At 38.0% G+C, this 24,418-nt stretch carries 22 protein-coding genes and 5 pseudogenes; 5 read left to right on the forward strand and 22 right to left on the reverse strand.

Going from position 1 to position 24,418, the window contains the following annotated elements; all coding sequences use genetic code 11:
• Positions 1-3: 3 nt before the first annotated feature.
• The 5 genes from SLH51_RS19160 to SLH51_RS19180 all read right to left on the reverse strand — a co-directional run bounded on the left by SLH51_RS19160 (position 4) and on the right by SLH51_RS19180 (position 5,638).
• Positions 4-1,056, reverse strand: a complete 1,053-nt coding sequence (locus tag SLH51_RS19160) for an ABC transporter substrate-binding protein (RefSeq protein ID WP_335963088.1) — start codon at positions 1,054-1,056, stop codon at positions 4-6.
• A gap of 71 nt (positions 1,057-1,127) precedes the next feature.
• Positions 1,128-2,486 carry an LLM class flavin-dependent oxidoreductase gene (locus tag SLH51_RS19165; RefSeq protein WP_335963090.1) on the reverse strand — a complete coding sequence of 453 codons (1,359 nt, stop codon included), beginning with the start codon at positions 2,484-2,486 and terminating at the stop codon, positions 1,128-1,130.
• 586 nt (positions 2,487-3,072) lie between these two features.
• Complete coding sequence (locus tag SLH51_RS19170) at positions 3,073-4,848, reverse strand: SLC13 family permease (RefSeq protein ID WP_335963092.1); 1,776 nt, start codon at positions 4,846-4,848, stop codon at positions 3,073-3,075.
• Between the two features lie 179 nt (positions 4,849-5,027).
• Positions 5,028-5,306, reverse strand: coding sequence for a DUF2325 domain-containing protein (locus tag SLH51_RS19175; RefSeq protein WP_335963094.1), 279 nt, complete (start codon positions 5,304-5,306; stop codon positions 5,028-5,030).
• Complete coding sequence (locus SLH51_RS19180) at positions 5,303-5,638, reverse strand: hypothetical protein (protein ID WP_335963095.1); 336 nt, start codon at positions 5,636-5,638, stop codon at positions 5,303-5,305. The genes SLH51_RS19175 and SLH51_RS19180 overlap by 4 nt, the downstream gene beginning before the upstream one ends.
• Before the next feature lie 478 nt (positions 5,639-6,116).
• On the opposite strand from SLH51_RS19180, the gene SLH51_RS19185 reads away from it, so the two are divergent.
• The 5 genes from SLH51_RS19185 (at position 6,117) to SLH51_RS19205 (ending at position 10,328) form a co-directional block, all read left to right on the forward strand.
• Positions 6,117-7,172, forward strand: a complete 1,056-nt coding sequence (locus SLH51_RS19185; protein ID WP_390184030.1) for a sulfate ABC transporter substrate-binding protein — start codon at positions 6,117-6,119, stop codon at positions 7,170-7,172.
• 63 nt (positions 7,173-7,235) lie between these two features.
• A complete protein-coding gene (gene cysT / locus SLH51_RS19190) occupies positions 7,236-8,084 on the forward strand; it encodes a sulfate ABC transporter permease subunit CysT (RefSeq protein ID WP_335963098.1) in 849 nt (282 codons plus the stop codon).
• Between the two features lie 12 nt (positions 8,085-8,096).
• The gene (gene cysW / locus SLH51_RS19195; RefSeq protein ID WP_335963099.1) at positions 8,097-8,996 is read left to right on the forward strand and encodes a sulfate ABC transporter permease subunit CysW; all 900 of its coding nucleotides are present in this window, start codon (positions 8,097-8,099) and stop codon (positions 8,994-8,996) included.
• The gene (locus SLH51_RS19200; protein WP_335963100.1) at positions 8,996-10,069 is read left to right on the forward strand and encodes a sulfate/molybdate ABC transporter ATP-binding protein; all 1,074 of its coding nucleotides are present in this window, start codon (positions 8,996-8,998) and stop codon (positions 10,067-10,069) included. Before cysW ends, SLH51_RS19200 begins: the two co-directional genes overlap by 1 nt.
• Before the next feature lie 67 nt (positions 10,070-10,136).
• The gene (locus SLH51_RS19205; protein WP_335963102.1) at positions 10,137-10,328 is read left to right on the forward strand and encodes a YezD family protein; all 192 of its coding nucleotides are present in this window, start codon (positions 10,137-10,139) and stop codon (positions 10,326-10,328) included.
• A 191-nt stretch (positions 10,329-10,519) separates the two neighbouring features.
• Here the strand turns inward: SLH51_RS19205 and SLH51_RS19210 are convergent, their stop codons facing one another.
• From SLH51_RS19210 to SLH51_RS19280, 17 genes and pseudogenes are all read right to left on the reverse strand, one after another.
• Positions 10,520-11,167, reverse strand: coding sequence for an ABC transporter ATP-binding protein (locus SLH51_RS19210; protein ID WP_390184026.1), 648 nt, complete (start codon positions 11,165-11,167; stop codon positions 10,520-10,522).
• A gap of 10 nt (positions 11,168-11,177) precedes the next feature.
• Positions 11,178-11,938: pseudogene (locus SLH51_RS19215) on the reverse strand (ABC transporter permease subunit); the annotation flags it as partial.
• 16 nt (positions 11,939-11,954) lie between these two features.
• A pseudogene (gene ssuD / locus SLH51_RS19220) lies at positions 11,955-13,063 on the reverse strand (FMNH2-dependent alkanesulfonate monooxygenase).
• Positions 13,064-13,079: 16 nt separating this feature from the next.
• Positions 13,080-13,751, reverse strand: coding sequence for an ABC transporter substrate-binding protein (locus SLH51_RS19225; RefSeq protein WP_390184029.1), 672 nt, complete (start codon positions 13,749-13,751; stop codon positions 13,080-13,082).
• A 12-nt stretch (positions 13,752-13,763) separates the two neighbouring features.
• The gene (locus SLH51_RS24525; RefSeq protein ID WP_390184025.1) at positions 13,764-14,069 is read right to left on the reverse strand and encodes a type 2 periplasmic-binding domain-containing protein; all 306 of its coding nucleotides are present in this window, start codon (positions 14,067-14,069) and stop codon (positions 13,764-13,766) included.
• Between the two features lie 426 nt (positions 14,070-14,495).
• Positions 14,496-15,104, reverse strand: coding sequence for a nitroreductase family protein (locus tag SLH51_RS19230; RefSeq protein ID WP_335963104.1), 609 nt, complete (start codon positions 15,102-15,104; stop codon positions 14,496-14,498).
• A 198-nt stretch (positions 15,105-15,302) separates the two neighbouring features.
• Positions 15,303-16,307 carry an ABC transporter substrate-binding protein gene (locus SLH51_RS19235; protein WP_335963111.1) on the reverse strand — a complete coding sequence of 335 codons (1,005 nt, stop codon included), beginning with the start codon at positions 16,305-16,307 and terminating at the stop codon, positions 15,303-15,305.
• Between the two features lie 25 nt (positions 16,308-16,332).
• Positions 16,333-16,662, reverse strand: coding sequence for a ferredoxin family protein (locus tag SLH51_RS19240; protein WP_335963105.1), 330 nt, complete (start codon positions 16,660-16,662; stop codon positions 16,333-16,335).
• Positions 16,659-18,266 (reverse strand): FAD-binding protein, encoded by a 1,608-nt coding sequence (locus tag SLH51_RS19245; protein ID WP_335963106.1) that lies wholly within the window; start codon positions 18,264-18,266, stop codon positions 16,659-16,661. The genes SLH51_RS19240 and SLH51_RS19245 overlap by 4 nt, the downstream gene beginning before the upstream one ends.
• A gap of 17 nt (positions 18,267-18,283) precedes the next feature.
• The gene (locus SLH51_RS19250; RefSeq protein WP_335963107.1) at positions 18,284-19,126 is read right to left on the reverse strand and encodes an ABC transporter permease; all 843 of its coding nucleotides are present in this window, start codon (positions 19,124-19,126) and stop codon (positions 18,284-18,286) included.
• A gap of 15 nt (positions 19,127-19,141) precedes the next feature.
• Positions 19,142-19,897 (reverse strand): ABC transporter permease, encoded by a 756-nt coding sequence (locus SLH51_RS19255; protein WP_335963112.1) that lies wholly within the window; start codon positions 19,895-19,897, stop codon positions 19,142-19,144.
• A 95-nt stretch (positions 19,898-19,992) separates the two neighbouring features.
• Complete coding sequence (locus tag SLH51_RS19260) at positions 19,993-20,769, reverse strand: ABC transporter ATP-binding protein (protein ID WP_335963108.1); 777 nt, start codon at positions 20,767-20,769, stop codon at positions 19,993-19,995.
• A gap of 1,060 nt (positions 20,770-21,829) precedes the next feature.
• Positions 21,830-21,967 carry a DUF2292 domain-containing protein gene (locus tag SLH51_RS24530; protein ID WP_390184024.1) on the reverse strand — a complete coding sequence of 46 codons (138 nt, stop codon included), beginning with the start codon at positions 21,965-21,967 and terminating at the stop codon, positions 21,830-21,832.
• Positions 21,968-22,205: 238 nt separating this feature from the next.
• Positions 22,206-22,501, reverse strand: a pseudogene (locus tag SLH51_RS19265) (glutaredoxin family protein).
• Between the two features lie 15 nt (positions 22,502-22,516).
• Positions 22,517-23,223, reverse strand: a pseudogene (locus tag SLH51_RS19270) (LLM class flavin-dependent oxidoreductase); the annotation flags it as partial.
• Between the two features lie 3 nt (positions 23,224-23,226).
• A pseudogene (locus tag SLH51_RS19275) lies at positions 23,227-23,448 on the reverse strand (LysR family transcriptional regulator); the annotation flags it as partial.
• A 76-nt stretch (positions 23,449-23,524) separates the two neighbouring features.
• Positions 23,525-24,250: an alpha/beta hydrolase gene (locus tag SLH51_RS19280; protein WP_335963114.1), complete on the reverse strand. Its 726-nt coding sequence runs from the start codon at positions 24,248-24,250 to the stop codon at positions 23,525-23,527.
• Between the last annotated feature and the right edge of the window lie 168 nt (positions 24,251-24,418).

Here is a 24,418-nt window from a genome sequence, read left to right on the forward strand (position 1 = left end):
TCCTTACTTCTTCGTTGCATAAGGATTAAATTGATTCGTATAAACATCAGTCGCGGTAATCTTCCCTTCGTCTAAAAAACCATCTTCCACTAACCAATCAATCCATATTTGGATTTCCTCATCAAAAATAATTCCACCCTCTCCTTCAATCCCTACACTTTTCCAATATTGAACAAGCTCAGTATCTTCATTTCTACCACGATTCTCAATAATGTTCTCCATCCGTTCTCTTACTTCTTCACCAGGGGTGTTACGTGCCCATTCAATTGCTTTGGCCGTCCCTTCCACAAAAGTAGCTACCGTAGTTGGATTGTTTTCAATAAAATCATCTCGAAAAACTAAGGTACCAGCACTAAAGGATCCAAATAAATCAGTGTCTTTAAATAGGGGATGAATTTCACCACGCTCCAATGCTTTCTCTTTTATCACGCCTCCGAGCGTCGTAGCATCTAATTGACCAGAGCGCAGTGATTGTTCTCCATTAGTTGGTGGGATGACTACGAGTGATACATCACTTATTTCTTCTTTTGACAATCCTTCTCTTCGTAAATATTCAACAATGGCAAATTCATGATGCGCTCCGAGAGTATTGACACCAATCTGCTTACCTATTAAATCTTTTGCTTCTTTTATCGGACTATCGTCAACTACAAAATAGCCATTCCACGTTTCATCATCCGATCCATAATAACTAATAACTGACGTGATAGGAGCTCCTGCTTCTACCAACTTTACGATCGCTCCGTTAAACGCTCCTCCAAAATCAATATCCCCGGTAACCGTTGCTTGAATATTTTCAGGCCCACTTGTCGTATTCCCTGTCCACTCAAGTGTAAGAGGCTCGAGATAACCTAAATCTTCTGCTAACTCAGGGAAAGTCACCTGACCAACCGTTCCTAAATATCGAAGCGTATCCGTTTCCAGTTGTTCATCACTTGTTTGTGAATCCTCACCTGTTTTCCCCTGTATATCCGTATTGCTTCCGCACCCAAACAAAAGCAAAGATAGAGCAACAATATATACTTTTATCGCGATACTACGATTTGTAATATTCAACTAACTCTCCTCCTTACATGTTCAATATGTCCCGACTAAACAAACTCGCTTAGTCGGAATTAAACCTTCAGTTAGCTAAGCTTTTTTAGTGTCTGTTCTACTTGTTTTGAATGAGGACGACGTAAACCAAGATGATCACGAAGTGTATTCCCCGTATATTCCGTTCGAAATAATCCTCTTTTTTGCAATTCAGGGATAACTAATTCAACAAAATCTTCAAGTCCTCCCGGTAAATATGGAGGCATTATATTAAAGCCATCTGCCGCATGATTTTCAAACCACTCCTGTAATTGATCAGCAATTTGAACGGGTGTTCCTTTAATTTCACGATGCCCCCTAGCGCCAGCAATACGTTGATAGAGCTCTCGGATTGTCAATTGCTCCCGATCAGCTAAATCTTTTACAAGCTGGAACCTGCTTTTTCCACCATTTATCTCATTTACATTCGGCAAATTAGGAAGTGGTCCATCTACTGGATACCCAGATAAATCATAGCTAATCAAAACTGAAAGCAACCCAACACCTGCTTTTTCAGGAATTAACTCTCGTAATAACTGTTCTTTTTCATCAGCTTCTTCTTCTGTTCTTCCAATGATCGGAAACACACCTGGCATAATTTTTAAATCCTCTGAAGAACGGCCATATTTAGCTAATCTTCCTTTTACCTCTTTGTAAAACCGTTGTGCTTCTTCTAATGTTTGCCAGGCTGTAAAAATAACTTCAGCCGTTTTAGCCGCCAACTCTTTCCCTGCCTCAGAAGAACCTGCCTGAATCACGACAGGATGACCTTGTATTGGTCGCGAAACATTAAGTGGACCCTTTACCGAGAACCAATTTCCTTTATGGTTTATTTCATGAACTTTGTCAGGGTCTGCAAACCGTCCTGCTTTTTTATCAATCAATAAGGCTTCATCTTCCCAACTATCCCACAAAGCCCTAACGACATTCACAAACTCTTCAGCTCGCTCATAACGAGATTCATGTTGTAAATGTTCATCTTGATTAAAGTTTCGTGCTTCTGCATTTTTTGATGATGTCACAACATTCCATGCAGCTCGCCCTCCACTTATATGATCAAGTGAAGCAAATTTACGAGCAACATGATACGGTTCATTATAGGTTGTAGAAACGGTTGCCGTTAACCCGATTTTTGTTGTAACTGCAGAAATGGCTGAAAGTAACGTTAGTGGATCAGGTCTTACGGTTACGGTATGCTCAATAGCTGAATCAATATCATCATTCACCGCATAACCATCTGCAAAAAAGATCATGTCAAATTTTCCGTTTTCAGCTATCTTTGCTAACCGCTTATATAAATCAAATTGAAGAATTTCTTCTGTAGCACTTTCTGGGTGTCTCCAAGAAGCAACGTGATGACCAGGAATCATAAAAAATGCCCCAAGTTTCATTTGACGTTTTTCAATACTCATTGTATCGTTCACTCCTATTCCTTATTTTCATTCATTCCACCTAGCTATGTGTCACCTCCTTAAAATAATATACAAAAAAAGACCTCCGACCTTTTTAAGGGGAAGTCTCCAGTTGACTGGCAAACTTTTTATACATTCCTGTTTATAAAACAAAGCTCTCTCAGATTAATTGAGAGAGCTTTCGGTAGTCCGATCAGCAGTAATATTTAGAATACATATTAATTCAATTAGTTTACTTGGAATTAAAATTATCATACAGCACATGAAGCTAATTGTCAATAATATTTTGATTTTTTTATTTGCGTATTTTTAATGCAAATAGGCCAATGATTACAGGGAAATCAGGAGGCGTTCATTTACATAGAATTAAATTAAAGAACTTACTAAAACAACGCTTAATATTAAGAAGACCCAAATAAGTATACTTATATACTTCAAGTAACTTCTCCTCCAACCTCATACATCCTCATAATTAGCAAAAAAAAGACTCTGACACAGACTTAACTGTACTCAGAGTCTCTAGTGAACTAGTCGACTATATTTCATTTTAATCATTTTTCAGTAACAGAGGAAACAACCTTGCCTTTTAAAAAATCCAGACAAAATAAACAATAATCACTGTCACAATCATATATAAAATATTAAGCGGAATTCCTATCTTGAGGTAATCGGAAAAACGATACCCACCCGGTCCATAAACAATTAAGTTTGCCTGATAACCAATCGGAGTCGCAAAACTAGCTGATGCAGCGATAGCTATTGTTACAAAAAAGGCCATTGGATCAACTGATAATTGATTAGCAATTGCAAGTGATATAGGAAACATCAATACAGCAGCTGCATTATTCGTTATAATTTCGGTAAATAATGTTGTTAAGAAATAAACTACAATAATCGCCCCGATCACTCCTGCACCTTTTGTAATTTGAACAAAGTGATTGGCTATTAATGCAGCGGCCCCTGTTTGTTCTAATGCTATTCCAATGCCAATTGCACATGCGATTAATAATAGTATATCAAACTGGATATATTTCCTAGCTCCCTCAAAAGAAATCGTCTTTGTTACCAAAAGAGTGATAACAGCCAAAAGTGCCGCTTTGAACATTGGTAAAATATTAAAAGAGGCTAGCAGAATCATCATTACTAAAGTTACAATTGCTATAATTGATTTTTTTGGGGAAACAATTTCAGGGTCTTCTATTTGGGAAAGCAAATAGAAGTCTCTTGTATTGGACCATCTATTAATAAAATCTTTATTCGCCAATAAGAGTAATGTATCCCCTGCTTTTAATTTAATCTCTCCGACTTTGCTATTTATTCTTTCGTCATTACGATGAACTGCAACAATTCCAGCATCGTATTTACTACGAAAACGACTTTCTTTAGCTGTTTGTTGAATTAACGTGGATTGATGAGAAACAACAGCTTCGACTAGAGCAGCACTTCCATTCTGAAGATTTTCCAACTTTAAATTCGTTCCAGTCTCTACTCGTAAACCTTTAATATTTTGCAATTCGACAATCGTTGATAACATGCCTGTGAAAATTAATTTATCGTTAGCTTTTAATTTCAAAAAAGAGGCTACTGGGGCAGTACGATCACCATTTCTTATTACTTCTATTAAATAAAGCCCCTGTAAGTTTCGTAACCCAGCTTCTTCAATCGTTCTTCCGATTAACGGAGAATCCACCTCAATTAAAGCTTCAGATAAATACTCACGAGAACTTTCATCGAATGCTTCTTCTGATGTTTTTCTTTCAGGTAATAACTTATAACCGATTGTAATCATATATAAAATTCCCAATAAACCTGCAGGGAGACTGACAATAGCTAATTGAAACATAGAGAATCCGGACATTCCATTTTCTAACATAAATCCATGAATCACCAAATTAGTGGAAGTACCTATCAATGTCAAAGTTCCACCAAATATAGTTGCATAAGACAGCGGAATTAAAAACTTTGATGGTGAAATATTTCTTTCTTTACACCACTTCCGAATAACCGGAGTAAACATCACAACAATTGGCGTGTTATTTAAAAAGGCGGACAGCGTTGAGACAGGAACCATCATTTGTACAAGAGACATTTTTGGACTTTTCCCAGTTCCCATTGACTTTGTCACAACATGATTTAACATTCCACTTTGCTTTACTGCCCCAGCTACAATAAAAAGAAGTGCCACCGTTAACATTCCTTCATTCGAAAATCCTCTTAATGCATCAGCTGGAGATAAAATTCCGGTTAAAAGGAGAACCGCTAACGCACAAAATACAATAAAATCAGGTCTTGCTATTTCTTTAATTAAACAAATGAGCATAGCAACTACAACAAAAAGGACAAAACCAATTTCAAAAGTCATTATAAACACTCCAAACTTCAATCCCGACTAAACTTATTTGTTTTATTATATTAGCTTAGTTATTGAAAAGTCCAGATAAATTTATAATTAAATGATAGTAAATTATTAATTTAATGATTTTATTAGTATAAATTAGTTTATATATAAATTTTAAAATTTTGGAGAAGTTACTTCTAGAATCACTGCTCTTCTAATACTTTAGCGATTGAACTCCACGAACGTCTAGAATAAACTACCGGAATTACCTTTTTATTCGCCAGTTTCTTTATCGAGTTTGTAACATTATGATTTATATAATCAGTTAAAACAAGAACAAGATCTGTTTCCTCTGGTATATTTACTTTAACCATATTGGTTTTCCGTCCATTAATGTGAGACAGCACTTCAAATCCTTGATTACTTAACTTATACGGTATTACACCTAAGCGATCTCCACCAAAGATAATCATTTTCTTCATAACTGCCCCTCTCTTCTATTATCAAAGTTTTGTATGAAGACATTCAGCTTTTTGGTTAAACCACCATGACCAAATTTCAGATCATCCTCATTTTTAGGAAGTTCTCTTTTCATCCTATCTAAAAAGGCAAGAATGTAAAATCGACGAATGATTATTTTCTTAATTCCTTGCTCAAAGAACCATAAATCAATTGTGTTATAGACTCCTTTATTAATTCCGTATCGTTCTTTGCATAGTTCAACATATTTTAAATCTGGTAAATTTAAGAAATGATCATGGTCTAATTTTGTTTTATTAGACACATCTATAGAGTTACATTGATCTAAAAACAATCCTATCCCCTCCTTTAAAAATGAGTAAAGAACTCACTAAAGGCCCACATTAACAAAGGGTATGCCCTTGAATGCGAGCCTCTAGTGATCTAGTTGGCATTAATTAGAAATTAAATTACACAAATAATATTCAAACAATTCCCATTTGTCAAGTCAACTTTCTTTATTAATACGAATAATAATGGATTGAAGATGAATAAGATGTACATTATTTAAAACAAAGTTTTTTTATAAAACATAGTTGACATATCGGATTAATATACATATTATATAAAAAACAATTATATTTGGTAATCAAAACTGACCTTTGTAGATGTCATTTTTGATTGCTGGTATACCGACCGGTCAACCGGAGGTCCTCTTTCTATAATTGAAAAGGGCTTTAAAATGAATACTCTCCCTTTTCTTGATCTTGCTTTCAAAATTTAATAAAACACTCGGGAGATGACTAATTATGAAAAAACTGAAATTTGGAACTATGAAGAAGAAGTGGATCAGCACACTGGCACTAGCAAGTATTTTTTTAACAGCTTGCGGCGATAGTACTTCCACTGAACAAACAGAAAGCCCTGACTCTATTCATAGAAACAATGCAGCTGATTCTATTGAACTGTTAAATGTTTCATATGATCCTACACGTGAATTTTATCAAGACTTTAATCAAGAATTTGCAGAGTATTGGCAAAAAGAAACTGGGCAAAGTGTTACAATTCAACAATCACACGGTGGTTCCGGGAAACAAGGTAGGTCTGTTATTGATGGATTAGAGGCTGACGTTGTAACGCTTGCGTTAGCGTATGATATTGATATGTTGTATGAAACAAGAGAATTACTCCCTGAAAATTGGCAAGAGCGATTAGAATATAACTCGTCACCCTACACATCAACAATTGTCTTTCTTGTGAGGAAAGGAAACCCTCATAATATTCAAGATTGGGATGATTTGATTCAAGAAGGTGTATCTGTTATCACACCAAATCCGAAAACATCAGGTGGTGCACGCTGGAATTATCTCGCTGCTTGGGGATACGCAATGGAGGAGTACGGTCAAGACGAGGAAAAAGCTCAAGAATTTATCACCAAAATTTTCCAAAACGTACCAGTATTGGATTCTGGCGCTCGTGGTTCGACAACTACATTTGTCGAACGCAAAATTGGAGATGTCTTTCTTTCATGGGAAAACGAAGCGTTCTTAGCATTGCATGAACTTGGAGAAGATGAATTTGAAATCATCGTTCCTTCTATTAGTATTCTAGCTGAACCCCCAGTAACTGTAGTAGATGAAGTCGTTGACCGCAAAGGAACACGCGAAGTTGCTGAAGCTTACCTTGATTTCTTATATACAGAAGAAGCTCAAGAACTAGCAGCTAAGCATTATTATCGTCCTAGAAGTGAAAAAGTACTCGCAGACTATGCCGAATTCTTTCCTGAAGTAAATCTATTTACAATCGATGAAGTATTCGGAGGATGGCAAGCAGCTCAAGAGAAACACTTTAATGATGGCGGTATTTTTGATCAAATTTATCAACCTTAATCGTTAGCCGGTGGTTCTTTTTTGAGCCACCGCTAATTTCCCACCATATCAGGAGGAAAGAAAATGGAGAAAAAACTAGCTTTAAAATGGAAACAACATAGCATCCTCCCAGGATTCGGACTTTCTTTAGGTTTTACGATGATGTATCTCGGTTTTATAATATTACTCCCATTATCAATGATTTTTATTAATACACTCGCGATGGACTGGAATTCTTTTTGGAATACAATTACGGAACCTCGTGTAATGGCATCTTACAGGTTGAGCTTTGGTGCTGCTTTTGCAGCTGCAGCGATTAACGCTGTGTTTGGATTACTCATTGCTTGGGTGCTCGTCCGCTATCAATTTCCAGGAAAACGGTTTATTGATGGCTTGGTTGATTTACCTTTCGCCTTACCTACAGCTGTAGCTGGTATTGCTTTGACGAGTCTTTATGCTACAACTGGATGGATAGGTCAATACCTTGAAATTCTTGGAATTAGAGTTGCCTTTACTCCTTTAGGTGTTGTTCTTGCTCTTACCTTTATTGGATTGCCCTTTGTTGTTCGTATGGTTCAACCTGTACTACAAAATCTTGAGAAGGAAGTCGAAGAAGCGGCAGCAAGCCTTGGCGCCAACAGGTTTCATACTTTTACGAAAGTCATCTTCCCTGAAGTCATCCCCGCTTTATTGACGGGGTTCGCCTTAGCGTTCGCTCGTGCACTCGGTGAATACGGTTCGGTCGTCTTTATTTCCGGAAACATGCCTATGAGTACCGAAATCACGCCACTGTTAATTATGACAAAACTAGAACAATATGATTACGCAGGAGCAACAGCAATTGCAGCTGTTATGCTCATCGTTTCCTTTTTACTTTTATTACTAATAAATCTATTACAATGGTGGGCAAATAAACGCCATATTAGAGATTAGGAGGTATTTGTTATGGCTGGAAATGTCCCGCTTCAGACTAGTAAAGGAGTTAATCTAACACCAAGACAAGCTACTTCAGAATCTAAATTCGTTCGTTGGACTTTAATTTCCATTGCTTTGTTATTCTTATTATTAGTTCTTGTTTTGCCGCTAGTGACAATTTTTGTAAAAGCATTTGAACAAGGTGTTGCTGTATACGTAGCTTCTATTACAGAACCAGATGCGCTATCAGCAATTAAATTAACGCTACTTGTTGCGGCAATCGTGGTTCCTCTTAATCTACTATTTGGAATTGCAGCTTCATGGGCAATAGCGAAATTTGAATTTAAAGGAAAGAGCTTTTTGATTACATTAATTGATTTGCCTTTTGCTGTTTCTCCAGTTATTGCAGGATTAATCTTTGTACTACTTTTCAGTGCACATGGACTATTAGGTCCGTGGTTGTTAAGTCACAACATACAGATTATTTTTGCAGTACCAGGAATCGTATTAGCTTCGATTTTTGTTACCCTCCCCTTTGTTGCTAGGGAGCTGATCCCTCTAATGCAAGCACAAGGAACAGCGGAGGAGGAAGCCGCATTGACACTTGGAGCAAGTGGTTGGAAAACGTTCTTTAGAATTACACTACCAAATATAAAATGGGGATTGTTTTACGGCCTTATTCTTTGTAATGCTCGTACCATTGGTGAATTTGGAGCCATCTCTGTTGTATCTGGACACATTCGTGGCTTAACAAATACGATGCCACTACATGTCGAAATATTATATAACGAATATCAATTCGCCGCTTCATTTGCGGTCGCTTCCTTAATGTCGATTCTCGCTCTGCTAACTTTAGTTGTAAAAAATTTTATTGAGTGGAAATCAGCAGATGAATTACATGGACCAAAACATAGTGGAGGAGCTTCCTAATGAGTATTAACATTCAAAACGTCACGAAAACATTCGGATCTTTTACGGCTTTAAACAACATTAATTTAGATATCCCTACTGGTGAGTTAGTCGCACTTCTTGGACCTTCTGGCTCTGGAAAAACATCACTTTTACGTATCATTGCAGGCTTAGAAGTCGCAAATGAAGGTTCGATTCTTTTTGATCAAGAAGATATCACAAATACCGATCCAAAAGAAAGACAGGTTGGCTTTGTTTTTCAACATTATGCTCTTTTTAAGCATTTAACCGTATTTGAGAATATTGCTTTTGGTTTAAAAGTACGACCTAAAAAAACTCGTCCCACAAAACAACAAATTAACGATAAAGTTTATGAACTTTTAAATCTCGTGAAGATGGAAGGACTTGCTAACCGCTACCCAGCACAACTTTCTGGGGGACAAAGACAACGTATTGCCCTCGCCCGCGCTCTTGCAGTTGAGCCAAAAGTCTTGCTTTTAGACGAACCATTTGGAGCCCTTGATGCAAAGGTTCGAAAAGATTTAAGGCGCTGGCTAAGAAGATTACATGATGAATTCCACATTACAAGCGTGTTTGTAACACATGACCAAGAAGAAGCCCTAGATGTGGCTGATCGTGTTGTTATTATGAGTGATGGGAAAATTAAACAAATCGGTTCACCAGAAGAAGTGTATGAGCATCCACAAACACCATTTGTTTATAACTTCTTAGGCAATGTCAACTTGTTTAAAGGGAGAATTCAAGATGGGAAAGCAAAATTTGGTGATTTAGAGATTCACACACCGGAATTTAAAGATCATGATCAATTAGAAGCAACTGGATATTACCGTCCTCATAATATCAATATTGAACGTGAGCCAACAAATGCGGATGCCATTCCAGTTATCATTGACCATATTCATATAGTCGGTCCAATCGTAAACTTAGAATTAAAGAAAGTGCATGATGACGAGTTAATTGAAGCTGAGATTAATAAGGACCGTTTTCAAGAGTTAAATTTAAAATCGGGAGAACAGGTATTTGCAACTCCAACAAATGTAAAAGTATTTTTACCAGAAAACTTTTACATTTAAATTCCATTTTATCATAAAAAATTTAAATCATAATTATAAACAATTATTATTCTAAGGAGGATATCAAATGGATACTCATTTCAACGATAAGGTGTCAGAAATTATTGATTCACTCGAACATCTTGAATATGGTACAGTTGTTATTACTGTACACGATTCGCAAATTACGCAAATTGATGTGACCGAGAAAAAGCGCTTCGGGACACAAAAGAAAAAAGTGAATTCTTCTAATCCGGAGAATTCAAAGAAACGACTGTAAAAAGCTGGCTCAGCAAATGACTACTCTTTGCTGAGCCAGCTTTTTTTCTGATTCGATCCCCAGTCCTTTCTAAGCCCCTCGTTGCTGCAACATAACAAAGTTTCTATTTCTTCCAACCCTCTCCTTCAAAAGGGATTTACTTAAATGCAGTGCTTCTTTCCTTTATCAGCATATGCAAAAGGGACTCTCATTCATGAAAAGTGCGATGAATAGAAGAGTCCCTCAATTGTCCATTTTCCTTTTTTAGATAACGTAACTGCTTCTTCAATATCATGAGTAACAAGAATAGCTGTAAATTGTTTTTCTTTCCATAAGTTCTCAATTAATTGCTGCATTTCTAACCGTGTTAAAGCGTCTAGTGCCCCCAACGGTTCATCAAGTAATAGCAATAACGGAGAATGAACGAGCGCTCGCGCCAAAGATACACGCTGCTGTTGCCCTCCAGATAAGACAGATGGCCACTCATTTTTTCGTTCGATTAGCTGGACCTGTTCAAGAGCCTTTAACGCTTTATTTGTACCACCCTCTTTCAATCCTAAACGAACATTCTGAAGAACCGTTTTCCATGGAAGCAGTCGTCCATTTTGAAACATAATCCGTACATCTTTTGCAATTCCCGATACTGGTGAATGCTTAATCTGTATCGTCCCTTGTGTTGGTTCATCAAGTCCAGCGACAAGCCGTAAAAGAGTGCTTTTTCCGCAGCCACTTTTTCCTACAATAGAAACAAACTCACCTTTTGAAATATCAAGCTGCACATTTTTTAGAACTTGTTTTTCCCCAAAATTCTTCCTGACATGTTTCAATTGAATATACGATTGGCTCACTCTTGTCCTCATCCTTCCATTTTTTTTGATAGTTCGGGTTCCATTTTAAAAAGCGATACTCAAGCACCTTAGCCATCCAATCCGATAATTTGCCTAGCAAAGCATATAACATGATGCTTAATACAACAACATCCAGTTGCATAAATTCTCTGGCATCCATGGCTAAATAACCTATACCCGAACTTGCTGAAATCGTCTCTGCTACAATCAATGTAACCCACATAATACCTAAGCCAAATCGTAATCCAACAAGAATTGACGATAAAGCTCCTGGTAAGATAATTTGCAAAAACAATTGCAGATGCGTCAATCCATAACTTTTCCCCATTTCTATTAATTCAGGATTGACAGAACGGATGCCATGGTACGTATTAAGGTAAATAGGAAACAACACACCTAATGCAATTAGAAACACTTTTCCCTCTTCTCCAATTCCAAACCACAAAATAACAAGGGGAATTAAAGATAAATGTGGTATATTCCGAATCATTTGAATGGACGAATCAAATAAAGTTTCCGATAATTTGGAAATACCATTTATTATCCCAAATACAAATCCAATTGTCCCCCCAATCAAAAGACCGATAAATGCACGTTGTGAACTAAAAAATATATGTTCAAATAGATCACCATTCGCTAGTAACTTTCCAGCAGCAGGTAGGATATCCGTCGGAGCAGGAAGAAATCGATTCGATATAAGACCAGCCATCGAAAACAGTTGCCAACATATAAGAAAAAAAATTGCAAACCCCATGGAGCAAGTTTAGAAACTATTGTTTTCATTGTATCTCACCTTCCATTATCTCGCAGCAATGCCACCAAAAGGACTTAGCCACTGTTTCTCTTCTTCTCGTTCTTTTGTAATATTTTGTTTTGGAAAAAGCAATTCAGCAACTCGGTATGCCTCTTCAAGGTGCGGATAACCTGATAATATAAAAGTATCAATTCCTAAACGTTCATATTCTTTTATTCTTTCAGCAACGATATCTGCACTCCCCACTAAGGCTGTTCCTGCTCCTCCACGTACAAGTCCAACTCCTGCCCATAGGTTTGGGCTAATCTCTAAAAATTCTCTACTTCCTTTATTAAGTGAGGACATTCGCTGTTGTCCAACTGAGTCGAATCGAGCAAATACTTTTTGAGCCGCTTTGATGTCTTCATCAGTTAATTGGCTAATTAACTGACCAGCAGCCGTCCAAGCCTCTTCTTCTGTCTCCCTCACAATAACATGGAGTCTAATACCAAAACAAACGGTACGCCCTGTTTTTTCAGCTGCTTTTTTTACTTTATTAATTTTTCAGCTACCTGTGCAGGTGGTTCCCCCCATGTTAAAAAGACGTCAATATGCTTTGCAGTCACCCCAATCGCCGCATCTGATGAGCCCCCTATATAAAGAGGAGGGTATGGCTTTTGGATAGGAGGAAATGCGATTCGACTTTGCTCAAAATGATAATGATTTCCTTTGAAGTTGATTGCCTCTCCACTCATGACCTCTCTCCACACTTCTAGAAACTCATCTGTTAATTCATAACGCTTATCATGTGGTAAATGCAGTCCATCTCCAGCCAGTTCAACAGGATCTCCGCCAGTTACCACATTAATAAGCAAACGGCCATTCGACATTCGGTCTAATGTTGCTGCCATTCGAGCTGCAACAGAAGGAGATAGTAAGCCTGGACGAACAGCAACAAGAAACTTCATTCTTTCCGTTACTGGCATTAAGGAAGAGGCGGTAACCCAAGAATCCTCACAACTAACACCTGTTGGTAATAATGCACCGTAATAACCGAGATTATCAACCGCTTGAGCAATTTGTTTTAAATATGGAAAAGTAACTGGCCTTCCACCTTTCGTAGAACCTAAGTAGCGACCATCACCATGTGTTGGAATAAACCATAATAGTTTCATTGAAATTAACCCTTTCTTATTTTGAATCAACAGCTGCATCATAAATATCTAACTTATTTGTAATTAATTCTAAATTGTAAAATGTATCACCAATTGATTGTTGATCAGCTAACACATCTTCGGTTACGCGCTCTACCCCAAATCCTCTTCGGTCTAAAACGCGCTCAAGAATCGAAGCCTCTATATTTACTTCTGGAGATAAAAACTCTGCCGCTTCGGTAATATGATTAGCTACCCATTGATCAACTATATCTAACTCTTCTAAAATGATTGAAATGATCTCATCTTGTTCTTCTGCAAACGTTTTTTCAGCTAATAAGAATTCCCTATTTGCGACTAATTCATCTCCATCCTGAAGAACTCTCGCCCCTAGCTCCACTTCTGCTGATGCGAAAAACGGATCCCAAATAATCCAAGCATCCACATCTCCTCTATCAAATGCAATTCTAGCATCAGCTGGTGGCAAAAAAGAACCATCAATATCATCTAATATTAAACCTGCATCTTCAATTGCTTTAACTAATAAATAATGCACATTTGATCCTCTATTTAACACAACTTTCTTTCCTTTTAACTCCTTTACCGACTGAATTGGTGAATTCTCTTGAACAAGGATCGCTTCCCCTTTTGGTGATGGCGGCCCATTGGCAATGTAAACAATCGGCGCTCCCGCAGCTTGGGCAAAAATAGGAGGTGCTTCTCAGGTGTGTCCAAAGTCAATGCTTCCCACATTTAAAGCTTCCAGAAGTTGCGGTCCAGCTGGAAATTCAATCCACTCGATAGCGATTCCTTGCTCATTCAACCTCTTATCTAAAGTCCCCTCTGCTTTTAAAATGTTTAGCGTACCAAATTTTTGATAACCGATATGAACAGTATCTGTAGACCATGCCCCATCAGAGTCTGAAGTAGCAGAACTTTGATCAGTTCCGCACCCAGATAAGAGCGCCAAGCTAATCAGAAAAGTTATAATAAGAAATTGAGCTTTTATCGCACTTGAAAACTTCATAATTAAACCTCCAAAATTTTTAGATTGGTTTTTGTAATACTATTAGCCTTTTGAATGAGAAAAGAGCTTTCAATTATTTGTTTACGTTGATTCTTCTTTAAACTAATTAACCCTATATACATACTATGAATTAAAGCTAAAAAAAGTGCATCTTCTAAAGACTATATGGCTAGCCTACTTTCTTAAACCTTAGGTCTTTTCTAATGTGAATTCTCAAATTAGGTGTACAGCCCCTCCTTCTACTTATTCAATTTTGTTATTCTTTCTCCCAAAGACAAAAAAACTCTTATCCTTATATTTAGGAGAAGAGCTTTCGTTTGACCGATAAGCATCATGTTAAGTTATTGTCATTTTATTCTAACAAAACCCATCTGCCAACTATGTTTTTATTTAAATTTTCTCGCTTTAAAATCAAGTATTAAAAATCTAAAAAGGCAACGAGTTATCCAAAAAAGGACGACGTGTGTTTGGTTTCTCTACTTCTTGAAAATCTTCATGTAATGTTTCACGTTGCCCTCGATATCCAAGAGCAATGACCGCATGTAAATCAAGGTCTTCTGGGATTTGTAAAGTCTTTCTAGCACTTTCTTTGTCAAATCCTCCAACTGCTCTTGTAGAAAGACCTAATATTGAAGCCTGTAAAGCAAAATATCCCCAAAAAGCTCCTGTATCAAAACTATGAGTTCCGTTTGGATTCCCATTTGACCTTTGCTTCTTAGATGCCAACAGAAGCAATACTGGCGCTTTTTCTGTCCAAAGTTGATTACGTGGGTTAATGAAGCTATGGAATAGGTCCTTTTTTTCTTTAGTTTCGGCAATGACAAAACGCCATGGTTGTTCATTACTAGCAGACGGTGCCCAAGATGCAGCTTCAATGATGGCATATAATACTTCTTTGGTCACTTCTTTTTCACTAAAAGCACGTGAAGACCAACGATTTACAAACAGTGGGCTAACCTCATATTTTGTTTTACGATTTGCCTCTACTTCTGGCAAAAGACGATCGATGTAAGAATTTACTTTTACATTGCTCAAGCTTTCCACTCCTTATCAATGGTAAATTAACCGCTGGAGATACAATCACCTTAATTGATACACCTTTTGAGATTCCTACTAAAATAGGGGCTACAAAATCCATCCCATCCATATCAATATTCTCAGCGATACCGGCTAACGTTTTTGAACCACCTCCACTAAACATAACTCCAGTACGTTACCGCACCGGGGTTCTACTTAATCATAAATCCATTCACTTATCTCGAAGTCCTCTGTAGCTAAACCCTCTTCAACTAAGAATTGTTTTGTTCCTTCGAGTAACAATGTCCCTTCTGCCGTTATCGGCTCTTCTTGAATATAACTAATGGGGGATGCTTCCTTCACAAGTTCAACCGTACTATTAGTTAACTCCGCAATAAATTCATAGTATTCTTCTTCATTTTGTTTTAAATCTTCTATTGCTTTTGCTCGTATATCATTCCAAATTTGCGGAAATTCAGGGAATTCAGCTAAGAAATCTTCCGTTACCACAGTGACACTCGTTCCTAACAAATCAGGATGATTTTCGGCGTCATCAATATAAGTGTAGCCTTCATTGAGTAAATTCAATGCATTGACACCTGTATTCGTCATCGCGTCCACTTCATTTCTAACTAGTGCAGCTTCTCCATCAGGTCGCAACATATGAATCAAATTAACGTTTTCAACCCCTTCCTGTTTTAAAAGTCCAGCAATATAACGATGCATAAATGATCCCTTTTGGATTGCAACGGTCTTCCCTTCTAAATCATGTATTGTTTTGGGTCCAGCTTTTGCCCCAATCAAATATCCAATATTTTTAATTGTCGACTGTGTAATGACTTTTGTTTCTGCCCCAACAGACTTAGCTAAGATTGCTGGAGTATCTCCTAAACTACCAAAATCTAATCTTCCACTTATCAGCGATTCCGTTTGGTCAGGCCCATTCGGAAAGCCTGTTAGCACGACTTCATCAATACCGTACTGTTTTAATTCTTCTTGGAAAATCCCTTTATGAAAGCCCCACCCTTCAGCGTTAGCTGGCAAGTTCTTTGTATTGGTTCCAATATATCCATATTGAATAACTTTCGTTGTTTCATTATTTGAAGCACTCACACTTTCCTCACTCGTTTGAGCTCCGCACCCTTGTAGCACAAGCAAAAATCCAAATAGCAACAAGCTCACGATAACATTTTTCCGTCTCTTTGTTCGTCTTCGTTTCATATACACGTAATTTCCCCCTACTCTATTAAAAACGCAGCTTCGATAGTTTTATCATGTCTTCATGCTTGGATACAGGCTGTCTTCCACGCCCCCAGCCATTTTTCTCTCTGTAATCTCCAAGATATCCTTTGTCTATTAATACTTCTTCATTTGCTTGAATGCTTTCTTCCGCATTCGGATCAACATATAACGCATCAACCGGACAATATAATTCGCACATAAAGCATGTTTGGCAATCTGATTGGCGGGCGATCACTGGTGCTTCTCCTTCTCTTGCATCAAATACATTAGTTGGACAAACTGAGACACAAAGATTGCATCCAATGCATCTTGTTTCACTTACAAGTTCAATCACTGTACCTCAACCTCCCTATTGACTGGTATCGATGTAACCGAGATCTTCTTTAGTCCACTACTAATTAAACGATATTCTTGTTGAGTGTCTAGCGTCGGGAAATCAATGCGCTTATGCATTCCCCTCGTTTCTGTACGAGCAATAGCAGAATGATACATCCAGCGTGCAGTCGCAATCATCGCTTGAACTTCCCGAGTCTTTACTGCCTGTTCACTTTGATATGAAATAGCTTCCTTCTGTATTTCATCCCAAAGATGATCTAGCTGATGTAATGATTTTTTCAAGACTGAATCCGTTCGGAACAAATTACGATCATACGGCATGACTTCACCTTGCACAGCACGGACGAACTCTTGCACTTTCTTCGCCTCATTGCTTTGCTTCTTTTTCGTCCAAGATGCCGTTGACACGCCAATTAGCTTTCTATCTGCTTTTTTCTGTCCTAAACTCTTGGAGTAAACCGTTGCTCCTTCCCCGGCAAATGTACCAGAAGACATCGCCCAAGCCGCATTGTGACTCCCTCCTCCTGTAAACCCACCACATATGAACTCTCGCGTCACTGCATCTCCAGCCGCATACAATCCGGGAACTTTCGTTGCGCATGTGTGATCGATAATATTAATTCCACCCGTTCCCCTGACAGTCCCTTCTAACCTCATCGTCACAGGGAACCGGTCTATAAATGGGTCAATTCCAGCTCGATCAAATGGCAAAAAGAAGTTGCGTTGCCCGACTCTTAATAGAGACTGAATATCCTCGGGAGCCTGATCTAACCTAGCATACACTTGGCGACCCTCCATTAAATTTCTAGCGATCACCGAACGACCACGTGTAGAACCTGCCCCTTCGACAACAGAACCATCTTCATAATAGAAAGTAGCGAACCTGTAGTAAGCTGTTTTCGTAACGGATGAAAATACTGGAGAAATCGCATACGCATTCGAGAATTCCATTCCAGAGAAGTCACTTCCTGCTTCTGCTGCCAGCAAGTAGCCATCTCCTGTTAATACGTTCGTACCAAGTGCCTTACTTAAAAAAGCGCATCCACCTGTTGCGATAATGACAGCTCCTGCTGATATCGTCCACGTTTCCCCTGTTTGTGTTCGCTTACCTGCCGCTCCTGCAACTCCATGCTCATCCATGAGAAGTTCCAGCGCTGGACTATGATCCAAAATTTTCACACCTGCTTTTTTTACTAGTTTTCGCATTAAACGCATATATTCTGGTCCTTGCAAGCCCCTTTTATATTCATTGCCATTTTCATCTTTTGGAAAAGGATAGCCTTGTTGACTTAGGTTGTTCATATTTTCATATGTTTGGTCCAGTACACGATTCATCCAACTGTCTTCAGCTAACTGACCTCCAAGTTGATAGCGGTTCTTTTTCGCTTCTTCCCTTGCTGCTTTATCAGGTTCGACATACCAGACTCCCGTTCCAGAAGGGGCTGTTGCACCGCTTGATCCGCAATATCCTTTATCCACTAAAATGACTTTCGCATCTTTAGCAGCGGCTTTTATCGCCGCCCATGTTCCTGCTGGACCCCCACCAATGACAAGGACATCTGCTTGTAAAGTCAAATCACTTGCTCCTACTAATACGCTCATCCTCTTACCTCCTTCTATTATCCTTGGTAACTATCTCGCCATTTCAACAGCCGTCGTTCCAATATTCGGACAAATGAATCTATCAATTTCCCAACGACAGCAAAAATAATGACTCCAACAAATATAATTTCTGTATTTGAATGTTGTCTTGCCAAATTAATAAGAAATCCTACACCTGATTCAGAACCAATTAATTCAGCTGCAACTAAACCTAACCAAGCTATCGCCAATGACAAACGCAAGCCAAGCAGGATATTCGGTAAAGCTGCCGGTACAATAAGTTTTACAATTTGCGCATAGCGATTGAAATTTAATATATTGGCGACTTCAAACAACTTATTGTCGACCCCTCGTATCCCTAAATAGGTCTGAATATATAAAGGGAAGAATGCCCCTTTTGCGATAATTAAAATCTTGGACACTTCACCAAATCCAAACCATAAAATAATAAGCGGCGCAATCGCTAGATGTGGAATCATTCGAAACATTTGCATACTTGGATCAAGCAAATCTTCTGCATGTCTCGAAAAGCCCACCCAAATCCCTGATAACAAGCCAAGCGTCCCACCTAGTAAGAACCCAAGTACAGCTCTACCAAGACTCACACCTAAATGTTGACTGATTTGACCAGTATTGGTTAATTCCCAAAATGCTTCAGCGATCATGGAGGGCGAAGGCAAGAAAAACGTTGAAATCAATCCTAAATAACTAAAGAGTTCCCATACTAAAATGATGGCTAGTGGCAAGATCGCGCCAATTGTAAAGTCGCTGAACCTTCCTTTCCACTTCTGATCGAGATGACTCGGTAAGCTTGCTCTTTTTCCTGTCTTCTGACCTATTTGCTCCACTTGATTTCTCATACGTCCTCTCCTCTATTACCCTTGATAATTATCTCGCCACTTTAGAAGGTTTCGTTCTAACAAGCGGACAAAACTATCCGTCACTTTCCCAGCAACTGCAAAAATAATAATACCTACAAATACAACAGGCGTTTGAGCGAACTGCCTAGCATCAGACATTAAATAACCAATTCCAGAGGTTGAACCCATAAGCTCCGCTACAACAAGCCCTAACCATGCCACTCCTAGAGAAAGCCGGACTCCAAGAAGAATATGTGGAAGAGCGGCGGGAATAATTAACCGGAGCAACTGTTTCAATTGGCTAAAGCCTAACACCCTTGATACTTCAAATAGCTTATTATCAACACCACGAATTCCAAGGAATGTATTAATATACAGAGGGAAAAAGGCTCCTTTTGCAATTAATAACACTTTTGATGTCTCCCCAATTCCAAACCAGAGCACAAATAATGGCGCAACAGCCAAATGAGGAACCATTCGGATCATTTGAACGGACGGATCAAGCACTTTCTCCGTTTTCCGAAGAAACCCGACCAAAAGACCAAATAGTAGCCCAAGACCTCCACCTAAAACAAAGCCAGCAAGAGCACGACTGACACTAATGGATAAATGCTCAAACAGCGACCCCGATACAAGTAACTGACTAAACGCATTTCCTATTGTTACCGGCGACGGAAAAAGAAGCGGAGACGCTAAATTCAAGTAACTGGCCAATTGCCAAATTACAAGTACACTAATTGGCAAAATGGTTCCTTTTAAGAAGCTGTTCAGTTTTTTTTTACCTTCCTATTTGCTGCCGGTTGTTTATGATTTACATCGTATGCAAAGATATTTGTTCTCTTTGTTTCCATTAACAACACTCCTCCTTATATACCTGCCCGATCAACTAGCTTCATCTCATCAATTGTTTCGAATTCACTTAACACTTTGTAGCGTAACTCTTGAAAAGAAGTACTAGCTTTTTTACGTGGAAAAGGCAAGTCAACACGAATCACGTTTTTAATTTCACCTGGACGAGGCTTTAACACAACTACACGATTCCCTAAAAAGATCGCTTCATCAATATCATGAGTAACAAAGATCATCGTTGTTTTATTTTTTTGCCAAATATCAAGCAATACTTCTTGCATATGAGCTCTAGTGAAAGCATCCAATGCTCCAAAAGGCTCATCTAACAATAAAACACGTGGATTTCGTAGTAACGCCCTTGCGATCGCTACTCTTTGTGCCATTCCCCCTGAAAGCTCTCTTGGGTACGCTTTTTCAAAGCCATTTAATTGAACCAATTCAATTAATTCCTTCACTTTTTCACGGACATCTCGATCTCGCAGTGACAAATTGGCCGCGATATTGCTCTCAACGTTTAACCACGGGAATAAACGTGGCTCTTGAAAAATAAAGCCTTTATCAATTCCAGGTCCCCTTACTCTTTTCCCATCTAATGTCACTTCCCCGTCGTAATCAATGTCCAATCCAGCAATGATTTTTAGCAATGTGCTTTTCCCACAACCACTTGGACCAATAAGGGTAATAAACTCGCCTTTTCTTACTTGTAAATGAAAATTATGCAATGCACGGACGACACCTTTACTCGATTGAAATGTTTTGTCAACCTGCTTTATTTCCAATAATGATTGACTCATGTTTCCCCTCCACTTTTCCTCATTTCTCTGAATGAAATGGTAATGACCTTATTCTTTTTGCCTTCGCCCCCTTTGTTCGTTAAAAACCTCTTAGCAACAAGAGCTCCTCGTCACAGACATTTCCTCAATCGCTTTTACAGAAAAGGTCCGTGACAGGAATGGTGCCATTGTTCTTCTTCAAGGAAGCGTTTATTCTTCCTCAAAAAACAACCATTCTCCGTTTCTATCAAAAAGAGGCCTAACATTAAGACACACTTAACGTCAGACCTCCATTTTCATGGTCGGGAAATTCGATTATACCTATTAAACAAATTTATTTACTCAGAATAAAGACATAAGAAAATCCTCTTTGTGGTTACTTTTCTTATCCTATCTTTCTGTGACACTTTAACAAAAAAAGACCCAATGTTAAGATATCCTTAACATCAGGCCTCCACTTTCATGGTCGGCACCGCTATGATATACGGCAAACTCAACAAATCGCATCTTCATAGTCGGCTTTATAATTTTCATATTATTCATTATTTTTAATAATGTTAATACAGATTTCACTTTGTTGTCAACAAGTATTTATGTTTTCATTTTTTTAAAAACTGATATACCATATCCTCAACTAATTAGTTCCTTAATATAGCTCATCGAAAACGCCACCGTATCTTCTACCGTCCCATATATCCCCCCGTAATGTTCATTACCGGCACCTTTCTAACTATGCAAATCAGCTTCTCTTTCTTTTCATCCAATCCCCCTTTAAATAGCCAATAAAAAGCAAAAAGGCTATTACTTATCATCATAAGTAGTAGCTTTTGGTCGTCCAATCAGCAGTTTGCTATTTAATTTAGAGCCGTCATTAAAAAACTAATCTAATTGTATTATTAGTTTCAAAACACAAAAGACTCCGTTAACCCTACAATTTATTTGCAAGATTAAGGAGCCTTCAGTTATCTGACCGGCAATATTATTCTTATAAAACCCCAGTAAAACGATATGTTTTATATTAGTTATTATATCTCAATTATTTTTTTGCGTCTATAAAAAAATCCAATTATTCTAATATTTTCTAATAATTATTTTTTTTTGCATTCCCCTCCTTCTCCAACGGAAGATGCATTTTCTTTGTTGCCTCAATTTGTGTAATTTGTCCTTTGTGTACAACAATTTCAACACGACCATATGCAAGTTCCTTGATAGCAGACAACGCTAATGAGATCTTATTACTTTAAATATTACTCATTTTATACACTCCTTTTCTCCTAAAAGATCTTATATCATTTTAAGAATGCTAAGTCCCCTACACATCTAACGTTCAACAGCCTTTTTTGCATATCGATTCATCAGTTTTGGTCACTAAAAATGGTCTCAAAGTACATCACCTTCATACCCTAATCTAAATAGCTTCTCAACCCTAGGTAACCCTTTTAGATGTACTTAACCCATTAACTTAGTCGGTTTAAATCAAAGAATTTTGTTCTTACTAAATAACGAGTTACTGCTTTTTCCAAATGAGAAATTCCAACTTCTTTTACTCCTTCATACGTACATTTTCTCCAATTTCAACGACTGGTACATGTCGAATGCCATACTTTGCTTATAATATATCTCGTCGATCATCATGGTTGGTCACATCAACCGTTTGATACTCAACTTGTTTATTTTGCAAGAATTCTTTTACCTCTTCACAATAATGACAATCTTCTTTTGACCAAACTACAACTGATAGTTCTCTTGACATTTCTTTTTCCCCCTATTAATTCGTGATTTGTTTGATAGCATAACGATTTTCTTTGTACGGAATTCCTAAATGACCTCGCAGCGTATCACTTGTATAAGCACGATTCTAATCCCCTTTCTCTTCTACTAGTGGGATAACATGATTAATTAAATCTGATAACCCACTTTTTAACAACTGGCGCGCCAAAGATAAATCCATCTGCTGCGTTGCCTAAGGTCCATTCAATTAATTGTTCTGCTACTTGCTCATCTGTTCCAAAAAAAGCACTTCTAGGTGTAGTCACTTCTAGAGCGACTTCACGAAGTGTTAACTCGTTCTCACGTGCTAATCGCTTGATTTTATCCTTTGTTGACCGAAAACTATTTTGTCCGACGTCTCCTATATCTGGGAACGGTTCATCAAGTGGAAAGATACTGAAGTAAAAATGGTCAAAAAAGCGGCCAAGATAATTCAGTGCTTCTTCAATCGAAACGAGATTTTGGATCGCTTTGTACTTGTCCTCAGCTTCTTCTATCGCAGCACCGACAATGTGTCGGATCCCCGGGAAAGATTTTGATCTCATCGCGAATTCTTCCATATGCCTCTGCCCGCTACTTTACATCTTCATAGAATGACTGTGCTTCCACAAGTGATTCCCCATGAGTAAATACTGCATCAGCTTCTTTGGCAGCTAAGTCCTTTCCTGCCTCCGAAGAACCAGCTTGGAAAATAACGGGTTGGCCTTACGTACGAATAATTTGTTCAGCAAATGGGACAAAACCTCTTCCTTTTTCTGTAATAACAATGCTCCTTCCTCGCCTTTCAAACAATTCCGTCTCCAATTCACGATCTAATATTTTAATTCGTGCAGTCACAGTCGGTTTCGATAAAAACAAAGCATCGGCTGCTTTATGAGTACTTTTATAATGAACGACATACATAAAGGCTTCGATATGATCAATATTCAAACCTCTCACCCTCTTTTCTATTTAGAAACAAAGAGGCCCCTGAATGCATAGCACTCAGGAGCTTTTGGTTGACCAATCAGCTTCTACTTTCTCTCTTTTTTTTTAATGGATTACTTTTCAGCTGTTTTTTTATTAAACGATTTACTTCACGAACAATTGTTTCTTTCTCATAATCCAACGATGCTACATGATAAGAATTCTTAAGGGTATATACTTCTTTTTGATTGGATTGAACTTGCTTTAAAATAAAATCGGTATTTCCAGGTGGAACAACATGATCTTCAATCGATTTAAAACATAAAACAGGGTGTTTAATAGTAGGAAGAATCTCAAGCGTATTGTTCATTAATGCCTGTAATTCATGAATAGCGAAAACTGGTATTTTGTTATACGTAATTTCATGGACTCCTTCTTGTTTAATGTCTGGCCCAGATTCATAAACAAAGTTTGGACTTACCTTCCCAATTAAGTATTCGTAACTTGGGACAGTTAGAGCGGCATTAATTAAAATCAATCCCTTTATTTCTGGATACTTGTTCCCTAACCAAAGTGCTAAAGTCCCTCCCATTGATTGGCCAATGATGAAGATGGAAGAACAATGATGCTCTACTAAAACCCTATATCCTCTCTCGACATCACCAAACCATTCATTTCGGGTTGCTTTTGCTAAATCTTTGTAATGGGTTCCATGTCCTTTTAATCTTGGACCGTACACAGAATACCCTTCTTCGGCTAATTTTTCTCCAAGAAATCTGACACTTTGAGGAGTTCCTATAAATCCATGAGTAATAACAATCCCAATCTCATTTCCTTTTTAAAAAAATGATTCCGCACCTTCCACAACAGGGTAGTTCTCATTCATCATTTAAACCTCCTCGAATAGTTTAGTTAATTGAATCAATTTCATAATTGCCTAATTTAAAAATTCAAAGACAGGCAGAATTTTTAAATCCGTTTTTTTCAGACTTTA

Source organism: Halalkalibacter kiskunsagensis (assembly GCF_037027555.1).
GTDB classification, from domain to species: domain Bacteria; phylum Bacillota; class Bacilli; order Bacillales; family Bacillaceae_D; genus Halalkalibacter; species Halalkalibacter kiskunsagensis.